At 58.3% G+C, this 14527-nt stretch carries 13 protein-coding genes; 10 read left to right on the top strand and 3 right to left on the bottom strand.

Features of this window, described 5'->3' with window-relative positions; genetic code table 11:
• Positions 1-120: 120 nt before the first annotated feature.
• Both P3T17_RS23000 and imuA read right to left on the bottom strand, forming a co-directional pair.
• Entirely contained in the window at positions 121-3270 is a 3150-nt protein-coding gene (locus tag P3T17_RS23000; protein WP_429409034.1) for an error-prone DNA polymerase, read from the bottom strand.
• A 76-nt stretch (positions 3271-3346) separates the two neighbouring features.
• Complete coding sequence (gene imuA, locus P3T17_RS22995; protein ID WP_429409033.1) at positions 3347-4054, bottom strand: translesion DNA synthesis-associated protein ImuA; 708 nt, start codon at positions 4052-4054, stop codon at positions 3347-3349.
• 87 nt (positions 4055-4141) lie between these two features.
• Here imuA and P3T17_RS22990 point away from each other — a divergent pair, with 87 nt between their 5' ends.
• The 10 genes from P3T17_RS22990 to P3T17_RS22945 all read left to right on the top strand — a co-directional run bounded on the left by P3T17_RS22990 (position 4142) and on the right by P3T17_RS22945 (position 13129).
• Complete coding sequence (locus P3T17_RS22990) at positions 4142-4456, top strand: hypothetical protein (protein WP_429409032.1); 315 nt, start codon at positions 4142-4144, stop codon at positions 4454-4456.
• A gap of 316 nt (positions 4457-4772) precedes the next feature.
• On the top strand, positions 4773-4991 hold the full coding sequence (locus P3T17_RS22985; protein WP_429409031.1) for a hypothetical protein: 219 nt from the start codon (positions 4773-4775) through the stop codon (positions 4989-4991).
• Between the two features lie 40 nt (positions 4992-5031).
• A complete protein-coding gene (locus P3T17_RS22980) occupies positions 5032-5364 on the top strand; it encodes a hypothetical protein (RefSeq protein ID WP_429409030.1) in 333 nt (110 codons plus the stop codon).
• Positions 5365-5604: 240 nt separating this feature from the next.
• Positions 5605-5841, top strand: coding sequence for a hypothetical protein (locus P3T17_RS22975; protein WP_429287624.1), 237 nt, complete (start codon positions 5605-5607; stop codon positions 5839-5841).
• Positions 5842-6236: 395 nt separating this feature from the next.
• On the top strand, positions 6237-7889 hold the full coding sequence (locus P3T17_RS22970) for a recombinase family protein (protein WP_429409029.1): 1653 nt from the start codon (positions 6237-6239) through the stop codon (positions 7887-7889).
• Positions 7795-8682, top strand: coding sequence for a ParB/RepB/Spo0J family partition protein (locus P3T17_RS22965; RefSeq protein WP_429409028.1), 888 nt, complete (start codon positions 7795-7797; stop codon positions 8680-8682). Before P3T17_RS22970 ends, P3T17_RS22965 begins: the two co-directional genes overlap by 95 nt.
• A complete protein-coding gene (locus P3T17_RS22960; RefSeq protein WP_429409027.1) occupies positions 8679-9653 on the top strand; it encodes a plasmid partitioning protein RepB C-terminal domain-containing protein in 975 nt (324 codons plus the stop codon). The genes P3T17_RS22965 and P3T17_RS22960 overlap by 4 nt, the downstream gene beginning before the upstream one ends.
• A gap of 47 nt (positions 9654-9700) precedes the next feature.
• A complete protein-coding gene (locus tag P3T17_RS22955) occupies positions 9701-11290 on the top strand; it encodes a recombinase family protein (protein WP_429409026.1) in 1590 nt (529 codons plus the stop codon).
• Positions 11262-12176 (top strand): plasmid partitioning protein RepB C-terminal domain-containing protein, encoded by a 915-nt coding sequence (locus P3T17_RS22950; protein ID WP_429409025.1) that lies wholly within the window; start codon positions 11262-11264, stop codon positions 12174-12176. The genes P3T17_RS22955 and P3T17_RS22950 overlap by 29 nt, the downstream gene beginning before the upstream one ends.
• The gene (locus tag P3T17_RS22945) at positions 12164-13129 is read left to right on the top strand and encodes a plasmid partitioning protein RepB C-terminal domain-containing protein (RefSeq protein WP_429409024.1); all 966 of its coding nucleotides are present in this window, start codon (positions 12164-12166) and stop codon (positions 13127-13129) included. Before P3T17_RS22950 ends, P3T17_RS22945 begins: the two co-directional genes overlap by 13 nt.
• A gap of 176 nt (positions 13130-13305) precedes the next feature.
• On the opposite strand, the gene P3T17_RS22940 is transcribed toward P3T17_RS22945, so the two are convergent.
• Positions 13306-14483, bottom strand: a protein-coding gene (locus P3T17_RS22940; protein WP_429409023.1) for an IS3 family transposase whose coding sequence is annotated in 2 segments (ribosomal slippage) — positions 13306-14216 and positions 14216-14483 — 1179 coding nt in all. Because the reading frame shifts where the segments join, the coding sequence is not laid out codon by codon here.
• Positions 14484-14527: the final 44 nt, after the last annotated feature.

Below are 14527 nucleotides of genomic sequence, written 5' to 3'. Positions count from 1 at the left end.
GAGCACCTTGTGCGCTGTCACGCCATCACGGTGGTTCCTGACCTAGCGGTAGTTATCGTAACGGGGAGATTGAAAAGTCAACGCAAGGTCGATGCTGTTTCGAATTCCAAGATGGCGCTATCAATGGAAATTGCGGCTCACTGATGGCAGCTCGCCGAGGAGGTATGACATATCGATAAGATGTTGCGCGACAAGGTGCCGTACTTCGCCTTCGCACTGCCATAGACCCAGCACACCGAGCAACGATGCGCCGAGCACTTCCTTGCGCTGCCGCTCCAGCACCTTGGGCCAGATGATGACGTTGACGTTGCCCGTCTCGTCTTCGAGGGTGATAAAGATGACGCCTTTTGCCGTCTCTGGCCGCTGTCGCACGGTAACGATGCCGCATCCGCGCGCGAGCCGGCCGTTCCCGTAGGTATGCAGGGTGGACGCCGGCATCAACCGGTTTCCGAGCAACTGGGGCCGCAGCAGCGCGAGAGGATGTCGTCCGAGCGTCAGACCCATCGACTGATAGTCGCCGACAATATCGTCGGCTTCAGAGGGGGTGCCGAGTGCCGGCGTTTCGTCTTCGACTTTCGCTGCCGCCAGCATGTCCTTGTCCGGCACTGCGGCGACCGACTGCCACAGCGCTTCGCGCCGGTTGCCAGCAAGCGACGACAGTGCGTTGGCCGCAGCGAGCACCTGCAGGTCATGACGGTCCAGTTGGGCGCGCCGGGCGAGGTCAGATACGGTCGTGAACTGACGTATCGCGCGTGAATTCTCGATACGTTCTGCGGCACCGTCGCGCATACCCTTGAGCAGAGACAGGCCCAGTCGGACCGCCGGGCGCGCGGCTCCGTCTATCGGCTCAAGGGACGAGTCCCAGCCACTTATGGTGACATCGACGGGGAATACCTGAACGCCATGCCGCGTCGCATCCTGAACGAGTTGCGACGGTGAGTAAAAACCCATCGGCTGGCTGTTCAGCATCGCTGCGAGAAACGCTTCCGGCTCATGACGTTTCAGCCAGCTACTCGCGTACACCAGCAGTGCGAAGCTGGCCGCATGACTCTCTGGAAACCCGTATTCGCCAAAGCCGAGAATCTGCTGGAAGATGCCGTCCGCAAATGCCTTGTCGTATCCGCGCTCGGTCATCCCGTTGACGATTCGGTCGTAGTATTTGTCAAGACCACCCTTGCGTTTCCAGGCCGCCATCGCCCGTCGCAACTGGTCCGCTTCGCCCGCAGTGAAGCCAGCGGCCAGCATTGCCACCTGCATCACCTGCTCCTGGAAAATCGGTACACCTAGCGTTCGACCGAGCGCAGTTTCGAGGGCCTTGCTGGGGTAACTCACAGGCTCGAACCCCTGGCGACGCTGAAGATACGGGTGAACGGCACCACCCTGGATGGGACCCGGGCGGACAATCGCCACCTCGATAACGAGGTCATAAAACGTGCGGGGCTTAAGCCTCGGCAGCATGCTCATCTGCGCTCGCGATTCAATCTGGAAAACGCCCACAGTGTCCGCGCGAGAAATCATCTCGTACGTTTCCGGGTCTTCTGCGGGTATGTCCTGCATCTCAAATTGTTCACCTCGCTGGTCCGATACGAGGTCGAGCGCTCGACGGATTGCTGAGAGCATGCCGAGCGCAAGCACATCGATTTTCAGCAACCCCAGCGACTCGAGGTCATCCTTGTCCCATTGAATCACGCTGCGGTCGACCATCGCGGCGTTTTCAACAGGCACCAGGCGAGTGAGCTTTCCGCGACTGATGACAAAGCCGCCTGAGTGCTGGGACAGATGGCGAGGGAAACCGAGCAGTTGTGACGCAAGCGATGCCCACAGCTGAATCAGTGGCGTCTCCGGGTTCAGACCGGACTCGGAAAAGCGGTTGAGGAGGTCCTCCTTGCCATCGAACCATTGATGGCTCTTGGCCACCGCATCGACAATCTGCGGGTCGACGCCCAGCGCCTTGCCGGTTTCGCGAAGGGCGCCGCGCGGACGATAGGTCGACACGGCTGCCGCTATCGCGGCACGGTCACGGCCGTATTTCCTGTAGATGTATTGAATCACCTCTTCCCGTCGCTGGTGTTCAAAGTCGATATCAATGTCGGGCGGCTCTCCGCGCTCCTTCGAGATAAAGCGCTCGAAGAGCATGTTGCCTCGCGCCGGGTCGACTTCCGTCACGCCCAGGCAGTAACAGACCGCCGAGTTCGCGGCCGAGCCCCGACCCTGACACAGGATGTGCTGGCTACGGGCGAAGCGGACGATGTCATAGACCGTCAGGAAGTACGGCTCGTATTCGAGCTCCCTGATGAGTTCGAGCTCGTGTTCAATCTGCTCCAGCACGTCGTATGGGATGCCGGATGGAAACCGGCGGCGGGCGCCAATATAGGTCTCCTGCCGCAGGTAAGCGGTCGGCGTGATGCCCTTTGGAACCAGTTCGTCCGGGTACTCATAGCGCAGCTCGTCGAGCGAGAACGTGCAACGCGACAGGATGTTCGTCGTCTCTGCGAGCGCGTATTCCGGATACAGGTTCGCGAGACGCAGGCGGGGACGCAGATGCTGCTCCGCGTTGGGAGAGAGGTCGTAGCCACATTCCTGCACCGGCCTGCCCACACGGATGGCGGTCATCGTGTCCTGTAACGGTTTGCGCGAGCGCACGTGCATCACCACCTGGCCGAGTGCGACGACCGGAATGCCACGGCAGTCGGCGATGTATTCGACGGCTCCCCGGTGAATATCGTCCATGGCCCGTTGATGCAGCACAAGGCCGCACCATGCGCGACCGGGAAATGTCTGTTCGAGCCACTCGAGCTGGACGTCGAGCACGTCCTCCTTCGCCGGGAAATGCGGTATCAGTATCGCGAGACAGTCCGGCACGCCGCGAAGGTGGCTGCTCTCCGGGTCTGGACGCGACAGGTCATGAGGTGTGAGCCGGTACGTGCCTTTCGGTCCGCGCGTGCGGGCAAGCGTAATGAGTTCGGAAAGGTTTCCGTATCCCTCACGGTTCTGGGCGAGGAGGATGAGACCGAACGTCGGCGAGCCATCGGCATTGACGAGCCGGAAGTACGAGCCAACAACGAAGGGGAGGTTCGCCTCCTTCGCGGCGACGTGCGCCCGCACGATTCCGGCAAGCGAGCATTCGTCAGTTATCGCCAGACCCGAGTAGCCGAGTTGCGCCGCGCGTTGGGCCAGCTCCTCCGCGTGCGAAGCACCATGCAGGAATGAGAAATTCGAGAGGCAGAACAGCTCGGCATACGCCGGCAGAGTGGTGAAGGTCGCGTCCATGGCATGTCATCCCGACAGGCCATGAAGGAACCCACTTTGTTTCTCTTCCCCCGGTACACCGCTGCCATCTGCCAGCTCACACGAGCGTATCGGTCGCGATATCGCGAGAGGCAACGTCGGCAAGTGAACGGCGAGGAAGACGCGCATGTCGGGAAAACAGAACTGGACTGGGTTGAAGGGAAATCGATAGAGGCGCTGCGCTGGACGGCCCTCGTCGTTTCACAATGTCGACGCTCAGGCCGTCAACTGATGGTCTTAAAGTCAATCGCAGGAGCGCTGGCGACGAATCCTGCGCGGTGGCGAGCGGCCTGACCATCACGAAAAGCGTTTCAGACGACTGCGCGGCCAGGTGCAGTCGTCTGAGCGATGACGCTTTCGCGTACTCCGTCCAGAACACCACCGCGGCGCAACTGCCTGCGCGGAGAATCTGCTCAACCGACCACAACGCGTCTCCCGTCTTCGCCGCATCCACGCGAAACACCCGCTCGACAGGAAGGCCGATGTGGCGCAGCCCCAGTCCGTTGAGGGCATGGGGTGGCTGCACAAATGCGACCGGACGGATACCGGCCTTGCAGAGCCCTGGCTGCAGCAACCGCAATTCACCCGTACCGGCTTGCTGGACCAGCAGGTCGACCAGCGCCCCTACGGGCCATCCGCCGCCAGGCAGCTCCGCCGACAGCGCGGGATACCCGGTTTCCAGAAACCGCCCACGCCCGCGCGCGAGCTGGGACGCTCGCCACAGAGACGGGTGAATCTCCTCAGCGGGAACGGTAGCGGTGGACATGGGGAGGTAAAAAAACTGTATATTTATACAGTATCGTACACGCAATCTTGCGGCAGCGAACTGGCACTTTTAATCGAGGTCTGACTCATGGATGCACGCGTTCGGCAGGCCGGCCATCCGATGCCCGAGCTGGCCGCCTTCGTGGCAAAACTACGCTCAGCCTTCGGCGACGAGGCCATTGACGACGCGGTGAGGCGTGGGAAAAACGGTGAGCCTGTCTTTTTCGCATGCGAAAATGGCCATGCCGTAGGGACAGCAATGCCGGCGAGCGATAAGGTCTGGCAGGTCGATGACGCTGTTCGCGACCGACATTACTGCTCTGGTTGCGACGGTGAATGCGTCGGTCTGGGAGTCCGGTGCAGTGACTGGTTAAAGCGAGGCAACAGGGAGAAGGAACGGTGAGATTTTCTGGATGTGTTTTGTTGCTGCTCGGCTTCACGTCCTCTGCATTTGCAACTCAGGAGTACAAGGAAATCTGGAATCCGCCGGAAGCAAGGGGCGCTTCGCTTGAGCACCCGGCGACCGCGCACAGGTCCGCGAAGCATTCAGGTGGCGTACGACACATCGCGAAGGCGCGGGCTCACCGGGCGCCGGTGCCAAAGCTAGCAATGAAGCCGGGCAACACGCGGGACTTCTCTGACATCCCGCGCCAGATAACGCCCGAGGGAAATGTGCTTCGGGTTGATTCCCGCAATACGGCTGCTGAGGTCACGCGCTGATGGAGCCAGAGCGGTACAACGGCTACAAGGTCTGGGGACATGCCATCCTGCAGCAGGAAGACATCCTGATGCGGGAACGCTATGCCGCAAGCGGGACCATCTTTCAGAATGGCAAGCTTGTTGAGGCATCCGGCGTGCTGGGTCATTTCGATACACAGGGCGAGGCGCAGCAGGCCGGACTCGCCTGGGCGCGTGCATGGATAGATATTCACGGTTAGACAAACAGTTATCAGGAAGATGATGTCCGGTGCGCATTCCTTGACCCGCGAACAGGCTGCATCCCTGCGCTGCTATCTTGCCGTCAGTGACCTTGCTGCCTATGCATTAGACGGGAAACAGTTGTCACCCGAATCACTTGTTGAATCCGCGCGCATATGGCTTGCGCGCAATGCGTGTCACGCCAGCTGGTTCGAGAGACTCACAATTGCAATAGAAGCGCAGACTGTTGCCAAAACCGTGCTCGAAGCTGATGTGAAGAGTGGCGACGACATCCAGCCTGCTCGGCTCTTCACCGACGCGATGACGGTCAACTACGCAGACCCTCTCGTTGCGAAAGTCTGGCGTCGATGCAGCCGGTCGGACGATACGTGAGGGATGTCCACCTCTCTGGTGTCGGTACAAGAGTTTGCAAACCAAAGACGACCCGACTACTCCCAATCGTGGATTGCACAACCACTCAATGCAAAGTTTGGAAAATCGTTTCCAACGCCCTATCCTGAATCTTTAAGCAGCTATCAAATCGGCTGTCTCTCCGGGTACCCCTGCGGGTAACTCCTTTGGGCATTTTTCAATGCGCGGTGGACGCGCATCACCTTTGATATTGAGACGCACATGGAACCAGCGATGGCGCTTGCAATAATGTGTGCATTCTCAACAGAAAACGAAACAGATGCGCTTCGGGCCATGGTCAAGCTGGCACGGGTTCTTGCGGACCTTAACGGAAAGATTCCTGCTGAAGACTGGGAGTCGTTGGTCGAAGCCGGAGCGGCACTCTGGAATGCTGCGATGGGTGATTACACTGCCGAACAACTGACTGCGGACGCCTTGCGACGTGCGCGGCGTGGATAGCTTTTCAACGCCCGGGCCAGGCACGAAGAGCGGGCAAGGTCTGCGTAGACACAGCGTAACGTGACTGCAAGCCGTCAATTGACGAGTCAGGACGAATCGCCTGTCTCTCCAGTTACAGCCTTGAAAGCTACGAATCGACTGTTTATGGTACCGCCGAGGATGAACTGTATCTCTGGCTAACCTTGGACAGACGACCGCGTTAGCGTTCGCAACCCGTAGAGAAGTACATCCGAACCAGTCAGGCTTTTAACTCACACCCGTCGTAGTACACCAAAGCCCGCTCATCATACGTTTCGTTCGCAGTGCTATCTGCGTGGCTGGCGTATTCCGAATGGAACTGCCTTGACTTCCTTGATGGACCAGCTATGACGTAGCTTTAGCATCGGTGACATTCCATGCCATCCGGCATACCGGCATCGGGCCGCACACGAGGAGCATCGCGTGCGGTTCAATACATACGTATGTCTACGGACAGGCAGGAATACTCGCCCGTCGTTCAGCGCAGTGTCAATGAAGAGTACGCACAGAAGCATGGCCTCAACATTGTGGGCGTGTATGAAGACTCAGGCATAAGCGGACTTACGTTGCGCGAGCGGCCGGCGCTCATGCGCCTCCTGCTTGACGTGCAGAAACCGAAACGGCGGTTCGACGTAGTCCTGGTCTACGACGTGAGCAGATGGGGCAGATTCCAGGACGTCGACGAGAGCGCCTATCACGAATATCTGTGCCGGCGTGCCGGCGTAGACGTCCGATACTGTGCAGAAAACTTCGAAAACGATGGCAGTCCGGCATCGTGTATTTTCAAGACTGTAAAAAGGGCAATGGCCGGCGAGTTTAGCCGTGAACTGTCAAAGAAGGTTTTCCTCGCGCAATGCCTCGGCGCCAGTCGCGGGTTTCACGTGGGAGGTCGACCTGGTTACGGACTCCGACGTCAACTGGTAGACGCCGAGCGACGCGTCAAGTGTGTACTTGAGCGCAACGAATATAAGAGCGTTCAGGCGTACCGAACGGTGATGGCACCTGGTCCGGCTAATGAAGTCGCCCTGGTGCGGAAACTCTTCGAGTGGTTTGGTAGGGACAAACTTTCTGCCGAGCATATCGCCCAACGTCTGAACAGCTTCGGGATTTGCAACGACTCCGGCAGACCCTGGCAAGCCCAGAGCATCCTGCGAATACTTCGAAGCGAACGTTACATCGGCACGAACATCTACAACCAGACCTCGTCAAAACTCGACGGCAGGTGGATGCGGGTACCGTCTTGCGAATGGGTGCGTTTGCCTGGCGCCTTTGAAGCGATAGTCGACAGGAAGGTTTTCGATGCCGTCCAGTGTCGCATGGCTGCCCGTCGATATCAGTCGAGCGCCGAAGAGGTCGCGCTGGGTCTGAAGAAGCTGCTCGCACGAACCGGAATTCTGAGTCAGAAGACAATCAGGAAGGATGCACGCGCGCCGTCGATTGAAGAGGTAATGAGGCATTTTGGAGGGCTCATCGACGCCTACAAGGCAATTGGATACGAATCGCGATGGAGCTTCGAACACTTTTATCGCAAGCGGGTCGCTCTCGACCTGGAGCGTCGCTGCATGGAAATCATATTGGCGGAGTTGCGCAGTGCAGGCCACAGCGCAGAGTATGAGCCGCACACTTCGACGATGTGCGTTAATGGAGAGCTACGCGTGCAGATAGTGACCAGAACCACGCGCTTCACCCCAACCAGGAGCCCTTTCTGGACCGCACGCTGGCCCGATTGCTTTCCTGTTGACGTACTGGTGTTTGGTCGCACCGACGCGGAGGCTACTGAATATCTCGATTTTCACGTCTTTCCCCGTGGGGTTCTGAAACCCGGTGAGGAGGTCATCCTGTTCAAGGATGACAGCTCGCGCTTTGGTGCGTTTCGCCATCCTGACCTGAAGGTACTGTTGGGCATGGTTGCTCGCCGACCGCTGGAGGTTATCAATGAAAAGCAGCTCAGTCATCAACGTGGCACTGGACAGCGTAAGAATCCTGAATCCCCGCGTTCGCGCAAAGCGACAGCATCAGGGCATCATTGACAGTATCGCCGCCGTAGGGCTGAAGAGACCCATCACCGTAAGCGTAAGCGCTCTCGGTAACCCCGGACAGCCATACGACCTGGTCTGCGGCCAGGGACGCATGGCAGCGGTCCACGCGCTGGGTCATACGGAAGTGCCTGCTCTTGTCATCGACGAGGACGAAGACGAATGCCTTGTGCGGGGTCTTGTCGAGAACGTTGCCCGACGGAACCATACGCCACAGGAGCTACTACGGGACATCGAATCCCTGAAGAAGTCAGGTCTCACGGACGATGGGGTCGCAGACAGGACAGGGCTCTCTGTCTCCTATGTGCGGGATGTACTGACGTTGCTGGAGCATGGTGAAGACCGGCTTCTTGAAGCTGTTGAACGCGGGTCCTTGCCTATCGGTATCGCGATGGAAATCGCCCGATGTGACGAACCGGATATGCAGAAGGCGTTGGCCAGTGCCTATGCTGGCGGAACATTGAAAGGCAAGCAGCTTAAGGTGGTTCGCCAGCTCATCGCACGGAGGGCTTCGGCCGGGCGCGCATTGCAGGCGTCGGGGACGCATGGTAACCCCAGGACCAAGCGACTGTCCCCCGAGCAACTCCAGAAGCTATATGTTCAGGAGACGGCTCGCCAGAAGATTCTGGTAAAGCGGGCGGAGCTGACGCACTCACGGCTGACCGTTCTGATTGAGATGCTTCGTGTCTTGCGTGCTGACGCCGAGTTCGTCGCGCTCCTGAAGCAGGAGGGCTTCACTACTGTACCGGAAGCGGTCGAACAGCGGATTCGCAGGGAGATATCGTGAACGATGTCATCGTGTCTACGAAGAGCGCACTCAAGGTTGCCTTCGAACCTGAAACCATCGTTCTTGCTCTGGACGTTCTGAAGACGGGCCGGCCACTCGTTCCGACGGTATTTACCTCTAAAAAATTCCTGCAGGTAGTCGCCTCCATTGCGGCCATCGGCCTCGTTGAGCCCGTAGTAGTTATCAGGGACGAGGATGGAAGGTTTCGAGTGCTTGATGGACGTATGCGAGTGGAAGCCCTACGACGTCTCCAGAAAAGCGAAGTGCTCTGTCTGGTCGCGACCGACGACGAAACGTACACGTATAACAAGCACATTAACAGACTCACCACAGCCCAGGACTGCCGGATGATTGCGAGGGCTATCGAACATGGCGTGCCCAGAGAGCGCATTGCGGCGGTGTTGGGAATCGACACGGAAACGGTGCGTCGCAGGTCAACCCTGATGAACGGCATATGCCCTGAAGCATACGAATTACTTGCATCGAAGGTTTGCCCCGGGACCACTTTTGCAGCACTTGGGCGCATGACGGCCATGCGACAACTCGAGGCTGCAGAACTGATGTGCGGTCAGAACAACTTCGGTTCGACGTTCGCGAGAGCAATCCTTGCCGCATCGACTCCTGAGCAACTGGTCACGAAGCGCCGTTCGGCTCAACACACTAACAGTGAGTTGGCGGCGCAGCTTGCCCGGATGGAAAGGGAACTGGGAAAGCTGCAGATTCGGGTCGGAGGAATGGAGGAGATGTACGGCATCGAGCATCTTCATCTCGCTGTTACGTCCAGTTATATCGCGAACCTCATGCGCAACGCGTCAGTAGCGACATGGCTACGATTACGCTATCCGGAATATTTTGCCCAGATGGAGCGAAGCGCGAAACAGATGGAGTCGGCAAAAGAGCCTCGCCGGACCATGAAACTGCCATATGAACGCAAGTCAAAATCGTTACCCGCGACGCTTCCGCCTGGTTGAATTCGAGACGATGCAACGTTTGCGATTGAAACATACAGGGAGCAGTAATGTCGCGCTCGGCCAAATGCTCTACTTCCCTCGCGGGCACGTCGGCTGCGCAATACGTGCGCATGTCTACTGATTACCAGCAGTATTCAACCGAAAGCCAGAAACGGGAAATTTCCGCATTCGCGGCGTCGCAGAACATCACCATCGTCGCAACCTACGAAGACGCCGGAAGGAGCGGTGTGACGTTGCGTGGCAGGCCTGCGCTCTCGCAACTGCTCGAGGACGTACAAAGTGCGACGCGGGTCTTTGACGTATTACTCGTTTTCGACGTTAGCCGATGGGGGCGGTTTCAGGACGTCGACGAAAGCGCGCACTACGAATACATGTGCCGCCAGGCCGGCGTCCAGGTCGTCTATTGCGGAGAGAGTTTCGTCAATGACGGTAGTTCAGCATCGAACCTGATGAAAACACTGAAGCGCGCGATGGCGGGCGAATATAGCCGTGAGTTGTCGCGCAAGGTCTTCGTAGGCCAATGCAGGTTGGCGGCGCGAGGATTCTGGCAGGGCGCGCCGCCGGGCTACGGGTTGCAGCGAATGCTGGTGGACGCGGCCGGTAACGCGAAGGGACGGCTTGGGCATCTTGAACACAAGAACATCCAGACCGACAGGGTTACCGTAGTGCTCGGCGCAGACCATGAGGTCGCACTGGTTAGGCGTATCTATGACTGGTATATCGGGGAGCGCATCGGAGCCCGCAAGATTGCTGCCAGACTCAATTCCTTCGGCATCTACAACGGCCATGGGCGCCCGTGGAACGCCCAGCAAATCGACGACATCCTGACCAACGAGAAATATACCGGGACAAACCTTTACGCGAGAACCTCGAAAAAGCTCAGCGCGGATTGGAGAAGGAATCCTCCAGCAGAATGGGCTCGCTCTGTCGGTGCGTTTCCTGCGGTGGTCGACCGTGCAACATTTGACACCGTCGCTCGCATACGAGCCCATAAGACGCAATTTCTCGGCGATGACGAGTTGCTGCGATTGCTCGACGAGTTCGTGAATTCTGCACCACTTGTAACCGTAAAAACTATTGATGAAGAACCCTCCCTGCCTGCGAGTCAGACGTACGCGAGGCGATTTGGAGGGATTCTCAATGCCTATTCACGAATTGGCTACGAGCCCGGCTACCACGGCGCACCTCCAGAGGTGTTCAGGGCTACCCGCCGTGCTCTCAAGGAGTGTGTCGACGGCACTGTTGCCGAGCTCGAAGAAGCAGGCCGACAAATAGAAGTTTCAGCAGACAACTGCACTATCCGCGTGGGCGGTGAGCTTGTAATCAAGTTCGTGGTCCGGTCGATTCTGCACTACGACCGCCGTAGCCCAAGGTGGAAGGTCCGCTGGCCCATCCTCTCTTCGCCTGATTTTCTGGTCATAGCCAGATTGGACTCCGCCTATGAAACGCCGATTGACTTTTATGTTTTCCCGAGAGGAAGCCTGACACCTGGCCAGGAGGTTGCTGTGTCGTTTGGTACAGGACGCAGTGAACCCCTGGAGATGTTCCGCTTCCCCGACAAGACCATTCTGCTTGAACTAACGGCGCGAAGCCGGTTGGAGGCAATGTATGGAAACGCCGCTCCCCAGCCTGATTGAGAGCATCCCCGTGGACCACATACGCATCCTGAATCCCCGGGCACGTAGCAAACGCCAACACCAGGCGATTATCGAAAACATTGCATCTGTCGGGCTGAAAAAGCCGATTACTGTCACAAGGCGCGCTGGCGAGGAAAATGGAGATGAATATGACCTCGTTTGCGGCCAGGGTCGACTTGAAGCCGTGCAGCTACTCGGCCACGTCACGATACCAGCGCGCATCGTGGATAAGGCGGAAGCCGAGTGTTTGATGATGAGCCTCGTCGAAAATATCGCGAGGCGTAACCACACACCGCAGGAGCTACTCCGTGACATTCAGAATCTCCGGCAGTCCGGGTATACGGACGACATAGTTGCCGGAAAGGTCGGACTTGCTCCCGCGTATCTGGAAAGCTTATTGTTTCTGCTGGACAGGGGCGAGGAGCGACTCATTGCGGCCGTCGATAGCGGCGCAATACCAATCGCAGTGGCCATTCATATCGCGCGTGCAGAAAGCGCAGACGTTCAATCCGCCCTCGTCGATGCATACACCGATGGCACGTTGAACGCGAAGCAGCTCGCGGTGGTCCGGAGACTGCTAGAACGCCGCGGCCGCCCGGGAGGGCGGACGTTGCCGAAATCGGGACCGCATGATGGTCCACCGCGCGCGAGAGAACTCGCCCCCGAGCAGCTAAAGCGTATGTATATGCGTGAAAGTGACCGACAAAGGGTGCTTGCGAAAAAAGTCGACGTGACGCATGCCCGGTTGTCCTTCATTGTCCATGGGCTGCGCCAATTGTTGAAAGACGAAGAATTTGTATCGCTTCTATCAAACGAGGGATTGAACACTATCCCTCGAATTCTGGAACAACGTATCCGTGCCGAGGGCCAATCGTGGACAAACTGACCGTGACAATCCCGTTGAAGGCGGCGTTTGAGATTCAACCGGTTGTGTTGCAACTCGACGTGCTGCGTTCGACCAGACCTCTTCCCGGTACGGCCACCGCGAGCAAGAAATTTCTGCAAATTCTTGCGTCGGTGGCGACCGTCGGGCTCGTCGAGCCAATTGTTGTTGCCCGAATCGCCGACTCCCAGTCTACCTTCCGTATACTGGACGGGCGGCTCAGGGTGGAAGCGCTAAGACGTTTAAGCATAACCGAGGCAACGTGCCTCGTTGCGACGGACGACGAGGCGTACACGTACAACAAGCATATAAATCGACTCACAGCTGCGCAGGACGCGCGGATGATAGCGAAAGCTATCGAGCGAGGTGTCCCGCGTGAGCGCATCGCGTCGGTGCTGGGCATCGATTTGAACACCGTCAAACGTCGCGCATCATTGCTCGACGGCGTATCGCCCGAGGCTGCCAGCCTGTTGGCCGATAAGAACTGCCCCGCGACGACATTCAACACCCTGAAGTTAATGAAACCGACGCGGCAGCTCGAGGCGGTGGAGCTGATGTGCGGTCAGGGGAACTTCACATCGGCATTCGCGAACGCGATTCTGGCCGCGACACCGCAGACGCAACTTGAAGCGCGTCCGACTGCATCACGAAGGTCGCGAAATGAACTGACTGGCCAGTTGGGAAAGCTCGAACGGGAACTTGCCCTGCTCCAGGCAAATGTCACGCAAACTGACGAACACTATGGAATCGAGCATCTGCATCTCACGGTGTCGACAGCGTACATAGCGACGCTGATGGGCAATGAGAATGTGTCAAGATGGCTGGCTGGCCGACATCCTGAACTCGCCGTACAGTTCGAAGTCATCAGCCGGGAATCGAGCGACGCTCGAGGAGCTGGCAAGCCGATGGTGAGGAGACTCAAGGGCATCGGAGGACCGTCGGCAAATCCTACATAGCTACGAGCTTGCACCGGTGGGTTCGACGACACCAACTGCGACAATTAAGGTCGTGAGCGGAGAATCGACCGGCGCACATCCACCCATTCAGGCTATCGAATCGCAGGTAGTCATGCTGTTACATAACCGACTACAGCGTCGGCCGAGCGCGACGCGTCACCATACGGATGTGGTGGTCAAGTTATTTCGGACAGGCAGATAGGTTCTTTCACTGTCGGTTTCTCCTCGTAGGCAGCGGGCGACAGATAGCCCAAAGTCGAATGCAAGCGCACGGCATTGTAGAAGCCGACGATGTACTGGTTGATGTCACGCCGTGCCTCGCCGTGGTTGGCGTACTGACGCTGCCACACACGCTCCATTTTCAGGTTCAGGAAGAATCTCTCCATCACCGAATTGTCCCAACAATTTCCCTTGCGGCTCATGCTGCAAACGACGTGATGCTGCTTCAGCAAGGCCTGGTATTCATCACTTGCATACTGGGCGCCCCGGTCCGAATGCAGAACCAGTCCCGGCGTTGGCCGACGCTGCTGCAGCGCCATGGTCAGTGCCGACATGACCAGCCCAGCCGGCATGGTCGGTGCCATCGACCAGCCGACCACCTTGCGTGAGTACAGGTCCAACACGACCGCGAGATACAACCAGCCCTGTGCCGTGCGGATATACGTGATGTCTGAAACCCACGCGCGATTGGGTTCGGCCACGTCAAACTGCCGGTCGAGCACGTTCTCTGCCACTGGTAGCGTATGCCTGCTGTCGGTCGTCGAGACGAACTTGCGCTTCCAGCTCGTGCGCAGACCCGCTTCGCGCATCAGCGTGCGTACCCGATAACGACCAATACGTAGCCCTTGCTCCCGCAGCGCATGCATCACACGCCGGCTGCCGTAGCTCGCACCACTGGCAGCAAACGCTGCTTTGACGTGGGTCTGCTCCTGCAGGCTCTTTGGGCTCGGTCTGGCACGCCGGTGCGCATAGTAGCCAGAGCGGCTCACCTGCAAAACCCGGCAAGCGTCACTGACCGATACGGCCCCCTGTTGCAAGTGAGTTACCACGCGGTAAATCACTTCAGTTCCCGGGCAAAGAAGGCCGACGCTTTTTTTAGCAACGCGTTGTCCTCTCGCAATTGCCGGTTCTCAGCTTCAAGTTGCCGGATGCGCTGCTGTTCCGCCGTTAGCGGCTTACCCTCGCCGGGGCCGCCGGCACGTTCCGCATCGTACTGGGCCACCCAGCGCCGCACCGCTGTCTCAACAAGGTCCATCGACCGGCAAACCTCGCTGACCGATAACCCCTGGTCTCGTACCATGCGAACTACTTCCAGCTTGAAGCTGGCGTCAAATTGTCGGCGCCTTCTTGTCATCTTGCTCTTTTTCCTCGTCGATTCCGGATTGTCCTCCTATCGAC

The sequence above is a fragment of the Paraburkholderia sp. GAS82 genome (genome assembly GCF_050436285.1).
Taxonomy (GTDB): Bacteria; Pseudomonadota; Gammaproteobacteria; order Burkholderiales; family Burkholderiaceae; genus Paraburkholderia; species Paraburkholderia phenazinium_B.
Note: the sequence above shows the minus strand (reverse complement) of the source record. Positions and strands in the feature narration are given on the sequence as shown.

Excerpts from the sequence above, each read along its gene's own strand:
- P3T17_RS23000 (WP_429409034.1), bottom strand. The coding sequence starts at position 3,270 with ATGGACGCGACCTTCACCACTCTGCCGGCGTATGCCGAGCTGTTCTGC.
- imuA (WP_429409033.1), bottom strand. The coding sequence starts at position 4,054 with ATGTCCACCGCTACCGTTCCCGCTGAGGAGATTCACCCGTCTCTGTGG.
- P3T17_RS22990 (WP_429409032.1), top strand. The coding sequence starts at position 4,142 with ATGGATGCACGCGTTCGGCAGGCCGGCCATCCGATGCCCGAGCTGGCC.
- P3T17_RS22985 (WP_429409031.1), top strand. The coding sequence starts at position 4,773 with ATGGAGCCAGAGCGGTACAACGGCTACAAGGTCTGGGGACATGCCATC.
- P3T17_RS22975 (WP_429287624.1), top strand. The coding sequence starts at position 5,605 with ATGGAACCAGCGATGGCGCTTGCAATAATGTGTGCATTCTCAACAGAA.
- P3T17_RS22970 (WP_429409029.1), top strand. The coding sequence starts at position 6,237 with ATGCCATCCGGCATACCGGCATCGGGCCGCACACGAGGAGCATCGCGT.
- P3T17_RS22965 (WP_429409028.1), top strand. The coding sequence starts at position 7,795 with ATGAAAAGCAGCTCAGTCATCAACGTGGCACTGGACAGCGTAAGAATC.
- P3T17_RS22955 (WP_429409026.1), top strand. The coding sequence starts at position 9,701 with ATGTCGCGCTCGGCCAAATGCTCTACTTCCCTCGCGGGCACGTCGGCT.
- P3T17_RS22950 (WP_429409025.1), top strand. The coding sequence starts at position 11,262 with ATGGAAACGCCGCTCCCCAGCCTGATTGAGAGCATCCCCGTGGACCAC.